This window comes from Deltaproteobacteria bacterium (genome assembly GCA_016875225.1).
Taxonomy (GTDB): Bacteria; Myxococcota_A; UBA9160; order SZUA-336; family SZUA-336; genus VGRW01.
In genome coordinates, this window is sequence record VGRW01000032.1 from 1 (window position 1) to 18,551 (window position 18,551).

18 protein-coding genes are annotated in these 18,551 nt (G+C 71.3%); 10 read left to right on the forward strand and 8 right to left on the reverse strand.

Going from position 1 to position 18,551, the window contains the following annotated elements; genetic code table 11:
- The 3 genes from FJ108_09705 to FJ108_09715 all read right to left on the reverse strand — a co-directional run.
- A partial coding sequence (locus tag FJ108_09705; protein MBM4336175.1) for an alpha/beta hydrolase occupies positions 1–542 on the reverse strand: 542 nt, incomplete at its 3' end.
- A 31-nt stretch (positions 543–573) separates the two neighbouring features.
- The gene (locus FJ108_09710; GenBank protein ID MBM4336176.1) at positions 574–1,590 is read right to left on the reverse strand and encodes a TIGR03617 family F420-dependent LLM class oxidoreductase; all 1,017 of its coding nucleotides are present in this window, start codon (positions 1,588–1,590) and stop codon (positions 574–576) included.
- 103 nt (positions 1,591–1,693) lie between these two features.
- Positions 1,694–1,963, reverse strand: coding sequence for a hypothetical protein (locus FJ108_09715; protein ID MBM4336177.1), 270 nt, complete (start codon positions 1,961–1,963; stop codon positions 1,694–1,696).
- Positions 1,964–2,059: 96 nt separating this feature from the next.
- Here FJ108_09715 and FJ108_09720 point away from each other — a divergent pair, with 96 nt between their 5' ends.
- From FJ108_09720 to FJ108_09730, 3 genes are read left to right on the forward strand one after another with little or no spacing between them, the layout of a single operon-like run.
- Complete coding sequence (locus FJ108_09720; protein ID MBM4336178.1) at positions 2,060–3,268, forward strand: acyl-CoA dehydrogenase; 1,209 nt, start codon at positions 2,060–2,062, stop codon at positions 3,266–3,268.
- A gap of 36 nt (positions 3,269–3,304) precedes the next feature.
- Positions 3,305–4,423 carry an acyl-CoA dehydrogenase gene (locus FJ108_09725; protein MBM4336179.1) on the forward strand — a complete coding sequence of 373 codons (1,119 nt, stop codon included), beginning with the start codon at positions 3,305–3,307 and terminating at the stop codon, positions 4,421–4,423.
- Between the two features lie 23 nt (positions 4,424–4,446).
- The gene (locus FJ108_09730) at positions 4,447–5,169 is read left to right on the forward strand and encodes a transglutaminase family protein (GenBank protein MBM4336180.1); all 723 of its coding nucleotides are present in this window, start codon (positions 4,447–4,449) and stop codon (positions 5,167–5,169) included.
- A gap of 17 nt (positions 5,170–5,186) precedes the next feature.
- Here FJ108_09730 and FJ108_09735 read toward each other — a convergent pair whose 3' ends face one another.
- From FJ108_09735 to FJ108_09745, 3 genes are read right to left on the reverse strand one after another with little or no spacing between them, the layout of a single operon-like run.
- Positions 5,187–5,999: a methyltransferase domain-containing protein gene (locus tag FJ108_09735; GenBank protein ID MBM4336181.1), complete on the reverse strand. Its 813-nt coding sequence runs from the start codon at positions 5,997–5,999 to the stop codon at positions 5,187–5,189.
- Between the two features lie 30 nt (positions 6,000–6,029).
- Complete coding sequence (locus FJ108_09740) at positions 6,030–7,028, reverse strand: alpha-ketoacid dehydrogenase subunit beta (protein ID MBM4336182.1); 999 nt, start codon at positions 7,026–7,028, stop codon at positions 6,030–6,032.
- Positions 7,029–7,044: 16 nt separating this feature from the next.
- Positions 7,045–8,193, reverse strand: a complete 1,149-nt coding sequence (locus FJ108_09745) for a thiamine pyrophosphate-dependent dehydrogenase E1 component subunit alpha (GenBank protein MBM4336183.1) — start codon at positions 8,191–8,193, stop codon at positions 7,045–7,047.
- Between FJ108_09745 and FJ108_09750 the strand changes: the two genes are divergently transcribed.
- The gene (locus FJ108_09750; GenBank protein ID MBM4336184.1) at positions 8,057–9,085 is read left to right on the forward strand and encodes an ATP-NAD kinase; all 1,029 of its coding nucleotides are present in this window, start codon (positions 8,057–8,059) and stop codon (positions 9,083–9,085) included. The two genes, FJ108_09745 and FJ108_09750, sit on opposite strands and share 137 nt — an antisense overlap.
- The gene (locus FJ108_09755; GenBank protein MBM4336185.1) at positions 9,082–9,423 is read left to right on the forward strand and encodes a hypothetical protein; all 342 of its coding nucleotides are present in this window, start codon (positions 9,082–9,084) and stop codon (positions 9,421–9,423) included. Before FJ108_09750 ends, FJ108_09755 begins: the two co-directional genes overlap by 4 nt.
- A gap of 4 nt (positions 9,424–9,427) precedes the next feature.
- Here FJ108_09755 and FJ108_09760 read toward each other — a convergent pair whose 3' ends face one another.
- Positions 9,428–10,453 carry an acyltransferase gene (locus FJ108_09760; GenBank protein MBM4336186.1) on the reverse strand — a complete coding sequence of 342 codons (1,026 nt, stop codon included), beginning with the start codon at positions 10,451–10,453 and terminating at the stop codon, positions 9,428–9,430.
- A gap of 114 nt (positions 10,454–10,567) precedes the next feature.
- On the opposite strand from FJ108_09760, the gene FJ108_09765 reads away from it, so the two are divergent.
- Positions 10,568–11,575, forward strand: a complete 1,008-nt coding sequence (locus FJ108_09765) for a glucan 1,3-beta-glucosidase (GenBank protein ID MBM4336187.1) — start codon at positions 10,568–10,570, stop codon at positions 11,573–11,575.
- 4 nt (positions 11,576–11,579) lie between these two features.
- Here FJ108_09765 and FJ108_09770 read toward each other — a convergent pair whose 3' ends face one another.
- Complete coding sequence (locus FJ108_09770) at positions 11,580–13,262, reverse strand: ABC transporter ATP-binding protein/permease (protein ID MBM4336188.1); 1,683 nt, start codon at positions 13,260–13,262, stop codon at positions 11,580–11,582.
- A gap of 430 nt (positions 13,263–13,692) precedes the next feature.
- Between FJ108_09770 and FJ108_09775 the strand changes: the two genes are divergently transcribed.
- The 4 genes from FJ108_09775 (at position 13,693) to FJ108_09790 (ending at position 18,526) form a co-directional block, all read left to right on the forward strand.
- A complete protein-coding gene (locus tag FJ108_09775) occupies positions 13,693–14,415 on the forward strand; it encodes a hypothetical protein (protein ID MBM4336189.1) in 723 nt (240 codons plus the stop codon).
- A gap of 141 nt (positions 14,416–14,556) precedes the next feature.
- Positions 14,557–15,552, forward strand: a complete 996-nt coding sequence (locus FJ108_09780) for a DUF1702 family protein (GenBank protein ID MBM4336190.1) — start codon at positions 14,557–14,559, stop codon at positions 15,550–15,552.
- Positions 15,549–17,558 (forward strand): CRTAC1 family protein, encoded by a 2,010-nt coding sequence (locus FJ108_09785; GenBank protein MBM4336191.1) that lies wholly within the window; start codon positions 15,549–15,551, stop codon positions 17,556–17,558. Before FJ108_09780 ends, FJ108_09785 begins: the two co-directional genes overlap by 4 nt.
- An 83-nt stretch (positions 17,559–17,641) precedes the next feature.
- Complete coding sequence (locus FJ108_09790; protein ID MBM4336192.1) at positions 17,642–18,526, forward strand: enediyne biosynthesis protein UnbU; 885 nt, start codon at positions 17,642–17,644, stop codon at positions 18,524–18,526.
- Positions 18,527–18,551: the final 25 nt, after the last annotated feature.

Consider the following 18,551-nt stretch of genomic DNA (forward strand, 5'->3'; position numbering starts at 1 on the left):
GGCCGCGCGGGGTCGACACCGAGGCGGGCCGCGTTCTCGTGCAGCCACTTCACGCCCGACACGCAGTCGTGCAGGCCCGCCGGGAACGGCGCGACCTCGGGCGCCGACGACGGAGTCAGCGCGTTGCGGAAGTCGACCATCGCGACCGCGACGCCCTGCGCCGCGATGATGCGGCCCCAGGCGCGGTACATGCCGTCGAAGCACGACATGACCTGCATGCCGCCGCCGTGGATGTAGTACACGCAGGGCAGCGGCTCGCGCGACTCGGGCCGGATCAGCTGCACCTTCACCGTGTTGCCGTCGGGCGCGGAGCGGAACTCGTGCGTGGCCACCGACAGTCCCGCGGACGACGCGATCTGCTCGTTGTCCATGAGGTCGAAGAGCTTGGTCATCTGCTCGCGCTGCGCGATCGCGTGCGGCTGGTTGGCCTCGGCGAGCAGCTCGTCGCGGCTGCGGACGTCGCTCTGCGCCAGGGTGGGGAAAGCGCCCAGCGCGGCCTTGATGCGCGGGTCGATGCGCCGGTCTTCCTGAAGCTTGCTCACGTTCGCCTCCGAGTGGATCTGTTCCGCGATCTTACGCCGCGCGCACGGCCCTCGCGATCTCGCCCCAGCGCGCGAGGTGGTCGGGGTGCTCCTGGATGTCGCCCATCGCCAGGTAGCTGACCACGCGCGCGGCCTTGCCGGCGTAGCGGGCGATCAGCGCGTCGGCCAGGTCGTCCCAGCGCGCGATCAGCGCGAAGTGCTCGAGCATCTCGTCGCTGATCGCGGCGGCCATGCCGCCGATGTCGCCGGCCTTCATCAGCGCGCCGAGCTTCGCGGTGGTGCCCGGGAAGCCGAGGTCGTCGAACTGGAACGCGTAGTTCGGCGTCGAGCCGTAGAAGGCGATCTGCGTGCGCGCGATCTGGATCATGCGTGCGCGCGCCTCGGGCGTGTCGCCGGGGATCGCGAACACGGGCACGATCAGGTCGATCTCGGCGACGCTGCGTCCGGCCTTCGCGGCGCCCGCCGCGAGCGCCGGCAGGAGCCGCGTCTCGATGTAGCGCATCGAGTGCATCGGGTGGACGTGCACGCCGTCGCACAGCTCGCCCGCGACCCGGCACATCTGCGGGCCCACCGCGGAGATGTCGATCTTCACGTCCTCGAAGGCGTGGCGGGGCGGCGCCCACTGACCCGGCAGGAGACTCAAATTGTAGTACGGGCCCTCGTGGTGGAGCTTCTCCTCGCCGCGGAACGCGCGGATGCAGGCCTTGAACGCGCCCACGTAGTCGCGCATCTGCGGCGCCGGCTTGTCCCAGAGCGCGCCGTAGCGGCGCACGATGTGGCCGCGCACCTGGCTGCCGAGGCCCAGCCGGAACCGCCCGCGCGTGTTCTGCGCCAGCTCCCAGGCGACCTGCGCCGACACCATCGGGCTGCGCGGGAACGCGACCGCGATCCCGGTGCAGAAGTGGAGCTTCGGCGCGGCCATCGCCGCCGCCGCGATCATCATCCACGGAACCGTGCCGGCCTCGGTGAACAGCATGCCCGAGAAGCCCGCGCGCTCGAGCTCGCGCGCGAGCGAGGCGCTCTTCTCCCAGGTCAGTCCCCCGGTCATGAGATCGAACTCCACGTGCCGTCCCTCCTGTGTCGCGCCGCGCGTCGGGCGCGGCTCGGCCATCCTACCGGAAGGCCGCGGCTCGAGGGTCGGAGCTCGGGCCTCACCGCTTCGGCGGCAGCGGCCTTCGCAGTCGCCTTCGGCTCGGATCCGCCTTGGCGAGCTCGGCCTCGACCTCCGCGCGGCTGCGCGCGTAGGTGAGCTCGCGGCCGCGGACGCTCCCGACGTAGGCGAGCCCGTTGCGGGTCGGGGTGAGCGAGCAGCGCACGCTCTCCGCGATCACGACGTCGATCCGGTCCGCGTGCTTGCTGAGCACGACGGCGTCGATCGTCTGACCGGCCTCGGTCTCGAGCCTCACGGTTTCCGTCTGCATCGCGACGCGAAGGGTACCATCCCCGGCTGCGACGCCGAATCGGTAGAATGCGGGCTCGCACTGCTCGAAGGAGACCCCATGGCCGATCTGCGCGAGATGCCCGAAGCCGAGCTTCGCGGGCGCGTCCAGAAGCTGCTCGCGGAAGCGCATCCGGAGCGCACCGACTCGATCACGTTCCGCCGCAAGCAGTTCGAGCACGGGCTGGCGTGGGTGCACTTCCCGGAGGGGCACGGGGGGCTCGGCATCAGCCCGAAGCAGCAGCTCACGGTGCTCGACGAGATCCAAAAGCACTCGAAGGTGGTGCACCACGATCCGCCGGTCAGCACGATCGGCATCGGCATGGGCGCGCCCACGGTGCTCACCTACGCGAGCGAGGCGCAGAAGAAGTACCACCTGCCGCGCATCTTCTCGGGCGAGGACATCTGGTGCCAGATGTTCAGCGAGCCGAGCGCGGGCTCCGACGTCGCGGGCCTGTCCTCGCGCGCGGTGCGCGACGGCGACGACTGGGTGGTGAACGGCCAGAAGGTGTGGACGTCGGTCGCGCACCTGTCGAGCTGGGGCATGCTCGTGGTGCGCACGAACCCCGACGTGCCGAAGCACGACGGGCTCTCGTACTTCATCGTCGACATGAAGAGCCCCGGCGTGACGATCCGACCGCTGTACCAGATCACCGCCGAGGCCGAGTTCAACGAGGTGTTCTTCGACAACGTGCGCATCCCCCACGCGAACATGCTCGGCAAGGAGGGCCAGGGCTGGCGCGTCGCGATCACCACGCTCATGAACGAGCGCGTCGCGATCGGCGGCGGCGGCCCCAAGAAGAAGGGCGCGGGCGGGATCGCGCAGGTCGTGCAGCTGTGGCAGAAGCGCAAGCCCGGCGCGCTCTCGCCAGCGCAAGAGGTGATCATGCGCGACCGCGTGACGCGCGCGTGGATGGAGAACGAGCTGCTGCGCGTCACCAACCAGCGCGCGCGCGCCGCGCAGAAGTCGGGCAATCCGGGGCCGGAGGGCTCGGTCGGCAAGCTCGCGCAGGCGGAGATCAACAAGCGCCTGTGGGAGCTCGCGATCGACGTGCTGGGCAGCGACGGGCTCGCGTTCGAGGCGGGCTACGAGCTGCGCCAGAGCGGCTTCGAGGGCCGCACGGCCGAGGCGCTCGCGAAGTACCAGTTCCTGCGCTCGCGCGCGAACTCGATCGAGGGCGGAACGTCCGAGATCATGAAGAACATCCTCGGCGAGCGCGTGCTCGGCCTGCCGGGCGATCCGCGCGTCGACAAGGACGTGCCCTGGAAGGACGTGCCGCGCTCCTAGGCGGCGGCACTCACTCGAGATTGGAGCAAGCGAACCATGCCCGCTGATTTCGTCTTCACCGATGAGCACGACGAGCTGCGCCAGACCGTGCGCGCGTTCCTGGCCAAGCGATCCGACGAGAAGGCCGTGCGCGCCACGATGGTCGGCGAGCGCGGCTACGACCCCGAGGTCTGGAAGCAGCTCGCCGAGGAGCTCGGCCTGGTCGGCCTGATCATCCCCGAGGAGCACGGCGGCGCCGGCTACGGCCCGGTCGAGCTATTGATCGCGATGGAAGAGATGGGGCGCGCGCTGCTCTGCGCGCCGTATCTGGGCACCTCCGTGTTCGCGGCGCAGGCGCTGCTCACCTGCGCCGACGCGGTGACGCAGAAGGAGCTGCTGCCGAAGATCGCGTCGGGCGCGGCGATCGTGAGCGTCGCGTTCGCCGAGCCGAACGGGCGCTGGGACGTGGCCGGCATCGGCCTGCGCGCCAGCGGCACGGGCGCGAACGTGACGCTCGACGGGGAGAAGACGCTCGTGCTCGACGGGCTCTGCGCCGACGTGCTGCTCGTGGTCGCGCGCGGCGACGCGGGCCTCGAGCTGCTGCGCGTGGACGCGAGCGCCCCCGGCCTCTCGCGCAGCGCGATCCCGCCGCTCGATCTCACCCGCAAGCTCGCGCGCGTGCGCTTCGCGGGCACGCCCGCGACGCGAATCTCGAGCGGCGACCAGACCTCGAGCTTCGAGCGCGTGCTCGCCTTCGTGTGCGCGGCGCTCGCGGCCGAGCAGGTGGGCGGCGCGCAGAAGTGCCTGGAGATGGCGACGGACTACGCGAAGAGCCGGCTCCAGTTCGGCCGCCCGATCGGGAGCTACCAGGCGATCAAGCACAAGTGCGCCGAGATGCTGGTCGCGGTGGAGATGGCGAAGTCCGCGGCCACCAACGCGCTGTTCATCGCCGCGGCGAACGAGCCGGACTTCGTCGAGGCCGCCGCGCTCGCCAAGGCCTACTGCTCCGAGGCCTACTACCACGCCGCCGCGGACAACATCCAGATCCACGGCGGCATGGGCTTCACCTGGGAGGCCGCGCCGCATCTGTACTTCAAGCGCGCGAAGTCGAGCGAGCTGCTGTTCGGCGACGCCGCGCACCACCGCGAGGAGCTGGCGAAGCACGTCGGGTTGTAGCCCGCGCTGCTACCGTGCGAGACATGTCGCAAGCCCGTCCCCTGAGCCCGCTCGAGTCGGAGTCACTCGCCCCGACCCGGATCATCGATTCGGATCACCCCAGCGTGCGCGAGTTCGCCGCCGCGCGCAGCGCCGGCGCCACGACACCCGTGGAGCGCGCCGTCCGCCTGTACTACGCCGTGCGCGACGGGATCCGCTACGACCCCTACCAGGCGGCGATCGACGAGCCCGCGCTTCGCGCCAGCGCGACGCTCGCGCGCGGCCACGGCTGGTGCGTGTCCAAGGCCGTGCTGCTCGCGGCCGCCTGCCGCGCCGTCGGCGTTCCGGCGCGGCTCGGCTTCGCGGACGTGCGCAACCACCTCTCGACGGCGCGAATGCGCGAGCAGATGCAGACGGACGTCTTCTACTGGCACGGCTACACGTCCCTGCGGCTCGGGGCCGCCGATCGCTGGCTGAAGGCGACGCCCGCGTTCAACATCGAGCTGTGTCAGAAGTTCGGCCTGCTGCCGCTCGAGTTCGACGGCGAGCGCGACTCCATCTTCCACCCCGCCGACCGCGAGGGCCGCAGACACATGGAGTACGTGAACGAGCGCGGCGAGTACGGCGACGTTCCGCTCGCCGAGATCCAGGCCACCTTCCGCGAGCGCTATCCGTACATGGGCATCGGCAAGGCCAGCGAGCCGAGCCAGCCCGCAGCCGAGGCCGACTTCGCAGCCGACGTCGAGGCCGAGGTCGCGAAGGGCTGAGGGAGCGCCGCGCTTGCTCAGCCGTGCGGGCGCTTCCTCGCGACGAATCTTCCCTGCACGAGCTTGCCGGCGCGCGCGAGCTCGAGCATCCAGGCCATGGCGCCGCCGAGCGCGTCGAGCGCGGGCTCGCTCCAGTCGAGGATGCGCAGCACGTCGTAGCCGAGCTGCATCTGCGCCATCTGCAGGTAGAGCTCGATGTGCGGCGCGAAGCGGCCGGTGTCGGACGCTTCGATCACCGTGCAGCCGGCGCTCTCGAGCAGGCGCGGGTAACCGGACAGGCTCTCGAGGTTCGGGAACTTCATGAACCTGAGCAGCTGCTCCCCCTCGGCGGGCGTGAGGCCGCGCGGGCCCTCGACCCAGTCGGTGAAGGCGATCGTCCCGCCGGGGCGCACGAGTCGGGCCGCCTCGGCGACCAGGCGCGGCTTGTCCTCGACGTAGCACCAGGCGTCCTCGCCCCAGACGAAGTCCGCGCGCTCCGGCTCGAGACCCGTGGCACAGGCGTCGGCGAGCACGAGCTCGATGCGGTCGCCGAGCCCCTCTTCGCGGCAGCGCGCGCGCCCGCGCTCGACCACCTTGGCCGTCGCGTCGACGCCGATCATCGACGCGACCTTCCGGAAGCGCACCAGGAAGCGCATGCCCGCGCCGCTGCAGCAGCACAGGTCGACGCCGCGCTGGCCCGCGCCGATGCCGGCGCGCTCGGCCAGATCCAGCGACGAGCGCATGCCGCCGATGTGGATCTGCTGCCCCATCAGCAGCTCCCAGAGGTCGCCCTCCGCCCCGGAGTAGACCTCGCGCACCTGCGCCAGACCGATTCCCTTCACGTCGTGCATGTGGTTCCCCTCGAGCGGAATGCCGCGCGACTAGCTCTGCGCGAGCTCGCGGATCGCGTCCTCGAGTCGCGCACGGGTCGGGATCGCGGCGCGGACCATCGCGCCGGGGGGGACGGGCATGTCGGCGCCGCAGAGGCGGCGGATGGGCGCCTTCAGGCTGCGGAAGGCGTCCTCGGCGATCACGGCCGCGATCTCGGCGCCGAAGCCCGGGGGGGGTGGAGCCTCGTGAGTCACGAGCACGCGGCCGGTCTTGCAGGCGCTCGAAAGGAGTGTCTCCCGGTCCAGGGGGACGAGCGTGCGCGGGTCGACGACCTCGACCGAGATCCCGTCGCTCTGCAGCTTGTCCGCGGCGGCGAGCGCGAGCTGGACCATCGCGCCGGTCGCGATCACCGTGACGTCGCGGCCGGCGCGCTTCACCTCGCCGCTGCCGAGCGGGATCACGTGCTCGCCCTCGGGAAGCTCCGCGCGCGAGGTGTAGTAGAGGCCCTTCTGCTCGAAGAACATCACCGGGTTCTCGTCGCGGATCGAGGCCTTGAGCAGGCCGAGCGCGTCCGCGGGGGTGGAGGGCATGACCACCTTGAGCCCGGCGATGTGGCAGAACCAGGCCTCGGGGCTCTGCGAGTGGTGGGGCCCGGCGCCGGTCATGTAGCCCTCTCCGGTCACGTTCACGCCGTACGGCATGCGCACGACCAACGGGACGTGGATCGCGCCTTGCGTCATGAAGTGCATCTTGGCCGCGACGGTCGCGAGCTGGTCGAAGGCCACGGTGACGAAGTCGGCGAACTGCATCTCGACGACGGGGCGCAGCCCCTCCATCGCCAGGCCGATCGCGGCGCCGGTGTAGCCGGCCTCGGAGATCGGCGTGTCGATCACGCGCTCGGCGCCGAAGCGGTCGAAGAGCCCGCGGGTGGCCCCGAAGAGCCCGCCCTGGCGCCCGACGTCGAGGCCGATCATCAGGACCGCGGGGTCGCGCTCCATCTCCTCGCGGAGCGCCCGGTTGATGGCCTCGACGTAGAGTGACTGAGTCATCGGATGGGCTCCCGGGTCAGACGGCGTAGGCCAGGCGGAAGGCGGCGTCGCGGTCCAGCGGCTGCGGATCGGGTCGCTCCGGGATCGCGACCGACCCCGCCTCGACCGCGGCCGCGATCTCCGCGTCGATCTCGGCTTCGATCGCGCGCGCGGAGTTCTCGTCGAGGATGCCGCGCTCGAGCAGCGCCTGGCGGAAGCTGCGCACGCCGTCGCGCTCTCGCGCCAGCGCCATCTCGCCCTCCGAACGGACGTCGGCGATGCCGTGCGCGTGCGGCTCCCAGCGCGTGATCCGCGCCTCGATCAGCGTGGGGCCGCGGCCGGCTCGCGCGCGCGCCACGGCCTGCTCCGCGACTTCGTGCACGGCCAGCACGTCGTGGCCGTCCACCGAGACGCCCGGCATCCCGTAGCCGGCGGCACGGCTCGCGAAGTCCTCGGCCGCGGTGGCCTCGCTCGTGGGCATGCTCACCGCGAAGCCGTTGTTCTCGACGACGAAGACGACAGGCAGGCGCCGGGCACCCGCCAGGTTCATCGCCTCGTGGACGGCGCCCTCGTTCGCGGCGCCGTCGCCGAAGAAGGTCACGGTGACGGTGTCGCGCCCGCGCAGCTTGTCGGCCATGGCGACGCCGATCGACATCGGGACCCAGGTGCCGACGAGACCCACGATCGAGAGCACGCGCGGCCGCCCCTCGACGTTCGCGTAGTGACTCCGCGCGCGGCCGAACTGACTGAGCACGGCCTCTTTCAGGCTGTACCCGCCGCGCGCGTGCGCCAGCATCATTCCCGAGCGGTGGCTCATCTGGACGCAGTCGTCGGGCCGCACCGCGAAGCCGACGCCCACGCCGATCGCCTCGTGTCCGAGGCCCGAGTGGTGACCGCGCAGGACCCCTTTCTTGTTCAAATCCGTGATCCGCTGCTCGGCCCGGCGGCTGCCCGCCAGCGCGCGGTACATCGCGATCAGCCGCTCGTCGCCAAGTGTCACGCGGATCTCCTCCCCCCCGCTCCAAGCCCGACGGGGCGCGGCCGGTATCATGGCACGGATGAGCGGAGCGAGAGCGAAGCGGGACGGCGCCAGCGTCGGGATCATCGCGAACCCCGCTTCGGGCAAGGACATCCGGAGGCTCGTGGCGCACGCCTCGGTGTTCGGCAACGACGAGAAGGTCAACATCGTCCGGCGCGCGCTGCTCGGCGCGGCGGCCGCCGGCGTCGCGCGCGTCGTCTACATGCCGGACCCGCACGCTCTGGTCCGCCGCGCCGCCGACGAGATCGACGCGCGCGTGGAGCTCGTTCCCGCGCAGGGCGATTTCCGCGGCGACGCGCGCGACAGCTCGCTCGCCGCGGCGGCGATGGCGGAGGCCGGTGTGGGAGCGATCGTCAGCCTGGGCGGCGACGGCACGAATCGGATGATCGCGAAGGGCATGCGCGACGTGCCGCTCGTCCCGATCTCGACCGGCACGAACAACGTGTTCCCGGTGATGGTCGAGGGGACGGTCGCGGGTCTCGCCGCCGGGGCGCTGGCGACGGGCGTGGTCGATCCCGACGAGGTCGCGCCGCGCTGCAAGCTCGTCGAGATCGCGCTCGCCGAGGCCGTGCGCGAGATCGCGCTGATCGACGCGGTCGTGATGGCGCCGGGCTTCACGGCGGGCCGCGCGATCTGGGAGACCGGGCGGATCCGCGAGGTCGTGCTGACGCGCGCGGAGGCCGACGCCGTCGGCATGTCCGCGGTCGGCGGGATGATCGCGGGCGTGCGGCCGTCGGACGAGTTCGGCCTGCACCTCGAGTTCGGCCCGGGCGAAGTCGAGGTCGCCGCGGCGATCGCGCCGGGCCTGGTGCGGCCCGTCTCGCTCTCGCGCGTGGACCGGCTCGCGCTCGGAGCGCCGGTGCAGGTGCACGGCCCCGCGCTTCTCGCGCTCGACGGCGAGCGCGAGCTGCTTCTGCCCGAAGGGACGGTCGCGCGGATGACCATCACCCGCTCGGGACCGCCCGTGGTCGACATCGGCCGCTGTCTCGAAGCGGCGCGTGAGCGCGGATTCCTGCGCGTGAAGGAGAGCTCGAGATGAAGAAGACGCCTTACGTCCTCCAGACCGGGATGGGCGTGGACCTGCACGGGGGCGACGACACCACCGCGGCGCGCCGCGCCGTGGACCACGCGATCCGCCGCAACAGCCTGCTCTTCCTGCGCGAGCTCGATCTTGGCGGCGGGGACTCGATCCACGTCGACGTCGCGATCGCGTGTCCGCACCCCGAGCGCGTCGACCTAGACTCCGTGCGCGCGGCGCTTCCGGTCGGAATCGTCACCGTCCGAGCCGAGAAGGGCGGAATGCTCGCGGACTCGGGAACCGCGGCCGATCCGGCGCTGATCGCGATCGCGGCGGTGCGGGTCAGCGTCTCGCGCTAGCAGGTCACGCGGAAACAGCGTGACTCGGCTTGTGCCTCGCGACAGGCGCGGCGGTCTCGGGCGGCGCGCCCGCGAAGCGCGCCAGGCGGGTGCGCTGGAGCACGAGGGTCAGGCACGCGGCGAGAACCCAGATGATCGCCGCGATCAGCGCGATCGGAAGCGGCTCGATGAAGCGGAGCACGCCGCGGATCACCAGCGGGTGACACAGGAAGATCCCGGCCGTCATGGTGCGGATCCGGAACAGGAGCGCGTTCGACGGATACGAGACCGCGAAGCCGAGGCCGATCAGGAACGCGCCCACCGCGAAGCGCAGCGGGAAGGTGTCGCGGTCGACGTACCAGACGGCGAGGCCGCTCAAAGCGACCGCGCCCGCGAAGCAGAGCATCGCAAGCGGCCAGCGCGGCGTCCGCGGCAGCGCGATGATCCGACAGAACGCCACCGAGATCGGCACCGCGGGAATCGCCCAGACCCACTCGTACACGCCGATCGAGACGTGCGGGCGCAGCGCCGGGCCGGCGTGGAAGAGCAGCGGCGAGAGCAGCAGGACGACGGCGACGAAGACCCTGCTCGGCACGTTGCGCGAGGCCAGGCGCAGCGCCTCGACCGCGACGCAGACGCCGAGCGCGACCGGCATGAACCAGAGGTGGTAGTAGCTGCCCCGCCAGATCATGCTCGGCTCGAACCAGCTGAACGCCGGCTGCTCGTGTCGGAGCGCGGAGAAGCTGAGCAAGGCGGCGTAGACGACCCACCAGAACGCGAAGGGCGTCAGATAGCGCCTGGCGCGCTCCGCCAGGAACGGGCGGAGCGGCCGCTCGCCAGAGTGCAGGCCCACGCTCACACCGCTCATCAGCAGGAAGATCTCCATGCCGATGCCGAGTCGGAACATCGAGCCGTCGCCGAGCGCGCCGCCCGTGTGATAGGCGACGATGTCGAAGCTGGCGAACAGGCGCACCAGGTCGAGCAGTCCGGAGCGGCTGCCGCCACCCGCGCCTCGAGGAGCTGCGGAACCCGTTTTGGAGCTAGGCGACATGCATATTCGTCGGCCGCATGATAGGCGATCGTGAGTCCCGGGCGCAATCGAGACCGCGGCTCGGGTCGTCTCCGCGGCGTGAACCTCGGCGGCTGGCTCGTGCTCGAGAAGTGGATGACGCCGAGCCTCTTCGCGGGGCTCGCGGCTCGGGACGAGACCTCGTTCTGCGCGGAGCTCGGCCGAGAACGGGCGGCGCAGCGCCTCCGAGCGCACTGGGACGCCTTCGTCTCGCGCGACGACTTCGCCTGGCTGGCCGAGATCGGCATCGACGCGGTCCGCATTCCGCTCGGGCACTGGATCTTCGGGCCGCCGTATCCGTACCACGAGAGCTACGGCGCCGACCCGCACCCCTACGTCGAGGGCGGGATCGACGTGCTCGACCGCGCGCTCGACCAGGCGGCGGAGCACGGGCTTCGCGTCGCGCTCGATCTGCACGCGGCGCCGGGCTGCCAGAACGGCTTCGACAACGGCGGAATCCAGGACGTGTGTGACTGGCACACTCGCGAGGAGTATCTCGCGCACTCGGTCGACGTGCTCGCGCGACTCGCGTCGCGCTACCGCGGCCACGCGGCGCTGCACGCGATCGAGCTTCTGAACGAGCCGCGCTGGGACGTGCCGACGGAGCTTCTGAAGGGCTGGTACCTGCGCGCGTACGCCGCGGTGCGCGCGCACTGCCGCGCCGAGGACGTGGCCGTGATCGTCCACGACGGCTTCCGCTCGCACCGCGAGTATCTCGGCTTCCTGCAGCCGCCGCGCTTCGAGAACGCGATCCTCGACGTGCACCGCTACCAGTGCTTCGACCCGGCGGACATCGCGCTCGACCTCGCCGGGCACGTGCACAAGGCGGGGGTTCTGTGGCGGGACGAGGCCGAGACGATCCAGGCCGAGCTCGGCCTGCCCGCGATCGTCGGCGAGTGGAGCCTCGGGCTCGCGCCCGCGACGACAGCGGCGACGGAGCCCGCCGTGCTCGACGCGGCGCTCCGCGCCTACGCGTCGGCGCAGCTCGAAGCCTTCGAGCGCTACCACGGCTGGTTCTTCTGGAGCTACCGCACGGAGACCATGCCGGCCTGGAGCCTGCGCGACTCGGTCGAGCGCGGCTGGCTGCCGCGGCGCTTCGATTGAGCGGCTAGAGGTACTTCTTCTCGCGCAGGCGCGTGAGAACGATCTTGCGCTGGTGCAGCGGCTCGAGCCCGGGGTGGAAGCTGATCGTGAGCACGCCCGCGTCGGGCAGCTCGCGGTGCAGCATCTCCAGGATCAGCCGCTCGCCCTTGGGGTCGAAGGCGTCGGTCGCCTCTTCCATGAAGATCCAGGCCGGCCGCTGCAGAAACACGCGCACGAAGCCGAGCCGCTGCTGCGCGCGCAGCGGCAGCACCTGCTCCCAGCTCGCGGCGTCGTCGAGGCGCGGAGCCAGCCAGGCGACGCCTGCGCACTCGAGCGCGTAGCGGATCCGCTCGTCGCTGTGCGCGTCCGGCGGACGCGGATAGCAGAGGGCGCGGCGCAGCGTGCCCTCGGGCAGGAACGGCCGCTGCGGCATGAACACGCTGCTGCCGCTCGCGGGAAGCCGCACCCGCCCGCTTCCCCACGGCCAGAGCCCGCCGATCACCTTGAACAGGCTGCTCGTCACGGTCGGATCGCCGGCGACGAGCACCCGCTCGCCGCGGCGGATCTCGGCGTCGAAGTGCTCGAGCAGGACCAGCCCCGACGGGTCGGCGATGCAGAGATCCTCGAACGCGATCCGGTGGCCGTCGGACTCGGCGATGGCGATGCGGTGGTCCGTGGGCGCGCGCGTCTCGGCGTCGAGCCGCTGCATGTCGTCGTACAGCGAGCGCACGCGGTCGGCCGACGCGCGGCAGCGCGCGATCTCTCCCACGTTGTCGACCGGCCAGGAGAGCGCGGAGGTCAGGCGCTGGAACGCCTGCGCGGCCTGCATCAGCGCGCCGAGCGACATCGCGCCCAGGATGTACTGCGGCGCCGCGACCAGGATCGGGAACACCGGCAGCAGCCCGCCGTAGCCGGTCGAGAACGAGACGATCCCCATGTAGGCGAGTGACTGGCGATCCCAGTCACGGACGATCCGAGCGAAGCGCGACGCGGCGCCGCTGCGCTCGATCGGCTCGCCGTGCATGAGCGCGATCGACTCCGAGTGCTCGCGCGCCCGAGCCAGCCCGAAGCGGTAGTCCGCCTCGGCGCTCTGCAGCGCGTTGGTGGTGCGCACGAGCGGCCGCCCGAGCAGCCAGCCCAGCGCCGTGCCCACGCCCGCGTACAGGAACGCGAGCGGCACCATGTAGCCCGGCACCTGCGTGGTGGTTCCGGGCAGGGTCATCGAGCCGGAGACCGACCAGAGGATCTCGACGAAGAGCCCGAGCGTGAGCAGCGAGTAGACCAGAGTGTGCGCGAGCGCGATCGCGCTCTCGGTCGCGATGCGGATGTCCTCGGCGATGCGCTGGTCGGGGTTGTCGTGCTCGCCCGCGGAAAACAGCAGCCGGTAGTGGCGGCCGTCCCGCATCCAGCGCCCGACCAGCTGCTCGGTGAGCCAGGCGCGCCAGTCGAGCTGCAGCCAGCGCTTGGCGAGCAGGTGCGCCGCCGTGACCCCGATCGACGCCGCGAAGATCAGCGCGAAGACGCCGACCTGCACCAGCACGCCGCGCACCGAGCGCTGCTCGAGCGCGTCGAAGAGCGCGCGGTTCCAGTAGTTCCCCCAGACCGCGATCCCCACCTGCGCGACCGTGAGCAGGAACAGCAGCAGGGTCACTCCGCGAATCCTGCGCTTGCGCTCGCAGCTCCAGTAAGGGCCGGCGAGCTGGATCATCCGGCGCACGAAGCCGACCGGCGCCACGGACGGGGCGCCCGGGTCTGAACCGGACTGGGGTCGGGGCGGGCTCACGGCTGCTGGCGATCGTAGCCCGGAGCCCCACCCGTGGCCGGATCGAGGTGGGCGAGTCTCAAGGTCCACCCGGCCGCAGCTCCAGCCCTAAATAATTTCCTGTACTCGGATATGTGACCCGCTGTAGTGTAGGAAGGACGCCACGAGTTAGGGCCGTGCGGTAGTTCACCCGGCGACCCGTGGTTCTCGAATCTGGGGAAGGGGGATTCAAATAAGGAAGGGTGGGATCGAGGATTTAACTGAGTGGCTTCCGGCAGTTCGGCTGGCCGTCCTGATCGGGGTGCTGAGCCTGATCGGAGCCCCTGGGCTGGCCTTGGCCGGGCCGTGCGAAGTCACTCCGACCGGTGGAACGGTGATGCTGCCGCCGATCGGCTGTGAATATCTAAGCCCGGACGAGGTTCACGAGATCATCGCCGGGCTGCCGCCCGGGACGACGATCCAGCTGGCTCCGATCCACAAGGACTTCATGTGCCGTGAGCCCGGCTCGATCAGTCCGCCGGGATCGTGCACCGTGAGCATGCCTCCAGGCACCTGCGAGGCGGCCGGCGGCTCGCTGGCTGGAACCGTCGACTGCAGCCCGACGACCGCGGAGTTCGAGCTCACCGGCACGGGTGACTTGGCCGGCTTTCACCGGATCGTCTCGGTGCCGCTGCAAATGGAGGTCCACGCCGCGCCGCGCACGGCCGGGGCTCCGATCCAGAGCTTCGACACCGCGATGATGTTCCTCCAGGGGCAGCTCCCGCCGGGCGACCCGGACTTCGACCTGCTTCGGATCACGGGCGGGCAGTTCCATGGCATGCCGAGCCCCGGTCACACGACGCTCACGCTGCGGCCGAGCGGCAAATACGAGGTCGACAGCTTCTTCGACATCACCTACCGGATCGACTTCATCGGCGCGCCGGGCGGGCCGCTCGCCGGCTCCTCGGGCAGCACGACCGGGACGATCCGGATGGAGACCGGGAGCACCTCCGCGGTGCCGGCCGTTCCCAAGCCGAGCCTGACGCTGGTCGGGTTGATCCTGCTCGCGGGGGCGGCGCTGTTCATCCCGCGGCTCCGGCGAAAGGCGGCTTCCGCGTAGCTGGAGCGATCTCCTCCTCCCCCGGGGTGACTGCCCCGGGGGAGAGCGCCGTCCCTGGGGACCCGTGATCGGACGCCGGTATACACGGCGGCTCGATGGTGGGACACTCGGGCGGCTGTCTCGGAGCGGGTCGCCGAAGCGATGGATGCTGTCTTGCTGCAGATCTCCTCACGAATCCGGAGTCACCTCTTCGGGATCGACACCCGCGAGGTCGAGTTCGCACGGCGCGGCTTCGCGGTCCGCGAGCCGACCGCGGCGGCGCGACTCGAAGGCGTGGCTCGGACCTTCGTCGCCGGGTATCGGCTGGCGCTGGCACAGCCCGAGGCGGGGCGACTCGCGCTCGAGCTCGATCGGATCCCGGCCGAGCGGCGCGGCTTCGCTTACGAGGGCGCGGGAATGGCGCTCGAGCTTCTGGACCGCGTGACTCCGTGGCGGCGCGATCGCCTGCAGTCCTTTCTCGCTGGCCCCGGCGAGCCACACACGTACATGGTTCTGATCGGCGCGGGCTGGGCGTGGGCGCGGCTGCGGCGGCGGGTGGAGCCGCTGCTTCGCTCGCTCGATCCCGTGGTCGGCTGGCTGGCGCTGGACGGGTACGGCTTCCACGAGGGCTTCTTCCACACCGAGAGGACCGTCGCGCGACACGAGCAGCCGCACGGTCTGCGCGGTGCAGCGCTGCGCGTCTTCGACTGCGGCCTCGGCCGCAGCCTCTGGTTCGTCTGCTGCGCGGACCCCGACGCCGTCGCCGCCTGCGTCGCGGGCTTTCCGGTCGAACGTCGCGCCGATCTCTGGAGCGGCATCGGCCTCGCCTGCTCGTACGCGGGCGGCGTGGACGACGAGGCGGTCGAGCGGCTCGTTCGGCGCGCGGGCGCGCAGCGCGGCGCCATGGCCCAGGGAGCGGCCTTTGCCGCCGAGGCGCGGCTGCGTGCAGTTATTCCCGCGGAGCACACGCGGCGCGCGGTCGAGCGGATCGCCGGCAGCTCCGTCGAGCTCGCGGCCAAGCTCTGTCACAGCGAGCTCGCTCGGGTCGAAGCGGTACCTCGCCGCGCCGGTGACGAGACGGGGTTCGAGGGCTGGCGTCGCGGAATCCGCGAGACACTCGAGCGCGGCTTCCCCGCCGGTGTCGGGGCCGGGTCGTGACGGATCGGCTGCCCGCCCATCGGCGTCACGCGGCCAAGCTCGCGGCGATCGCGCTGATCGCTGCGGTCGGCTCCGCCGTCGGCCTGCCCGAGCTCGGCGCCGACGAGCGATCCGCGCTCGCCTCGCGCTTCCACTTCGCACCGGTCGCGCTCGAGGAGTGGTCCGAAGGCCCCCACCAGACCCGGCGCAGCGTGAACCCGAGCCTGGAGCGCCACTCCGGCTGGATCTCCGCGGTCGGCGCGGCCGTCGCGCTCGCGGACATCGATGGCGACGGCCTCGCGAACGACGTGTGTCAGGTCGACCCGCGCACGGACCGAGTCACGATCGCGCCGGTGCCGGGAAGCGGCGCCCGCTACCCGATCACCGCGCTCTCGGCTGGCTCGCTGCCATACGACGCCGCCACGATGGCGCCGATGGGCTGCGTGCCTGGCGACTTCAACGAGGACGGCCGAACGGATCTGTTCGTGTACTACTGGGGCCGCACGCCGATCTCGTTCCTGTCCCGCGCCGCCCCCGGCGAGAAGCCGAGCGCCGCGGGCTACGTCCCGCTCGAGCTCAGCCGCAGCGGCGAGCGCTGGTACACCAACGCCGCCACGTTCGCCGACATCGACGGCGACGGCCACGCGGACCTGCTGATCGGCAACTACTTCCAGGACGGCGCGCGAATCCTGGACGCAGGCGCGACCGAGCCCGATTCGATGCAGCACTCCATGTCGCGCGCCTACAACGGGGGCAAGAACCGCGTCTTCCTGTGGTCGGCGAAGGATTCGGGCACGAGTCGCGAGCCGCGCGTGGCGTACCGGGAAGTCGCTGGAGTCTTCGACGAGCTCTCGCTGCACGCGTGGACGCTCGCGATCGGAGCCGCCGACCTCGACGGCGACCTGCGGCCCGAGCTGTACTTCGCCAACGACTTCGGACCGGATCGCCTGTACCGCAACGCCTCACGCGCGGGCCGACCGCGCTTCGAGCTGGTAGAAGGCAAGCGCGGGCTCGACACACCGCGCTCTCGCGTTCTCGGACGCGACTCGTTCAAGGGAATGGGCGTGGACTTCGCCGACGTGAACGGCGACGGTCGACTCGACTTCTTCATCAGCAACATCGCCGACGACTACGCGCTGCTCGAGAGCCACTTTCTGTTCGTGAGCGACGGCGAATGGGGCAGCCCGGGCACGGGCGTCGCGCCCTACTCCGACCAGGGCGATGCGCTCGGCGTCGCGCGCAGCAGCTGGGGCTGGGACACGCGCTTTGGCGACTTCGACAACGACGGCGTGCCCGAGGCCGTGCAGGCCACAGGCTTCGCGAAGGGTGACACCAACCGCTGGCCCGAGCTGCAGGAGCTCGCGACCGCGAACGACGAGCTGCTGGCGCTCGCGGGAACCTGGCCGCGCTTCCAGGCGGGCGACGATCTCTCCGGTCACGCTCCGAACCCGTTCTACGCGCGCGCCAGCGACGGACGCTACTACGACCTGTCGGCGGAGCTCGGCATCGATCAGCCGCAAGTCTCGCGCGGCATCGCCACCGCGGACGTCGACGGCGACGGCGACCTCGACTTCGCGGTCGCGAACCAGTGGGAGCCGTCGGTCTTCTATCGCAACGAGCGCTCCGGAGCGGCGAACGCCTTCCTGGGCCTGCACCTCGCCCACCCCGTGGGCGGCGCGGCGAAAGAGGTCCGCGTGCGCAGCGGACACCCGGACGGCGCGAGCTGGCCCGCGATCGGCGCCGCGGCGACCGTGCGCCGCGCGGACGGGCGCGTCCTGGTCGGCCAGGTCGACGGCGGAAACGGCCACTCGGGCGTGCGCAGCCCGGAGCTCCACTTCGGGCTCGGCGACGCGGGAGACCGATCGAGCCGCGTCCTCGTGCGCTACCGCGACCGCTTCGGACGGCCCGCGCAGGTCGAGCTCGATCTCGCTTCGGGCTGGCACACCGTGGTGTTGCCGGACGCGCCGGACCCCGACTGGCTGGTCGGCGCGGCCGCGCACGACGAACGCGCGGGAGGCGTGCAGTGACCTCGGCCGTCTCGGACGTCGGCGGCTTCCGTCCGACCGCGCCGCCCGGGCCGTCGGCACCGACACCGATCGGGGTCGGCGCGATCGACTGGGGCCAGCAGGCGCGGCTCGGGGGTCTGCGGCGCTTCGCCTTCGCGATCACGCTGCTGAACGTCGTCGGCCACGTCTTCCTCGGCTTCGAGACCTCCTGGGCGCACCCGCTGGCGGCGCTGGCGACCGGCTACACCGTCGAGCTCCTGCTCGAGACGATCGACGCGCGCGCGCGGAGAACCAAGCCCCGCTATCTCACCGGCTCCTTCGGCGGCTTCGTCGACTTCCTGCTCTCCGCGCACATCTCGTCGCTCGCGGTGTCGATGCTGCTCTACCCCAACGAACACCTGATGCCGGTGGTCTTCGCCACGACGCTCGCGATCGGCTCGAAGCTGGCGTTCCGCGTCGAGATCGACGGGCGCACGCGCCACTTCATGAACCCCTCGAACCTGGGGATCGCGACCACGCTCTTCCTGTTCCCATGGGTCGGCATCGCGCCGCCGTACCAGTTCACCGAGAACATCGCGGGGCCGTGGGACTGGGCGTTCCCGCTTCTCGTCGTCACGACCGGAAGCTTCATCAACGCGCGCTTCACGCGCCGGCTGCCGCTGCTGCTCGCCTGGCTCGGCGGCTTCGCCGCGCAGGCGTGGCTGCGGCACTGGCTGCTGGGCGCCGCGCTCGTTCCCGCGCTCGGGCCGATGACCGGCCTCGCATTCCTCCTCTTCACCTTCTACATGGTCACCGACCCGCCGACGACGCCGACCTCGAAGCGCAACCAGATCCTGTTCGGGCTCGGCGTGGCCGCGACTTACGGGCTGCTGATGGCCTGGCACGTGGTGTTCGGGCTGTTCTTCTCGCTCGTGATCGTCTGCGGGATTCGCGGCGGCTGGCACGTGGCCGCATCTCTCCTGGGCAGAGCCGGTCCGCGGTCGGTCTGAGACGTGCGCACGCCCGTCGCGATCG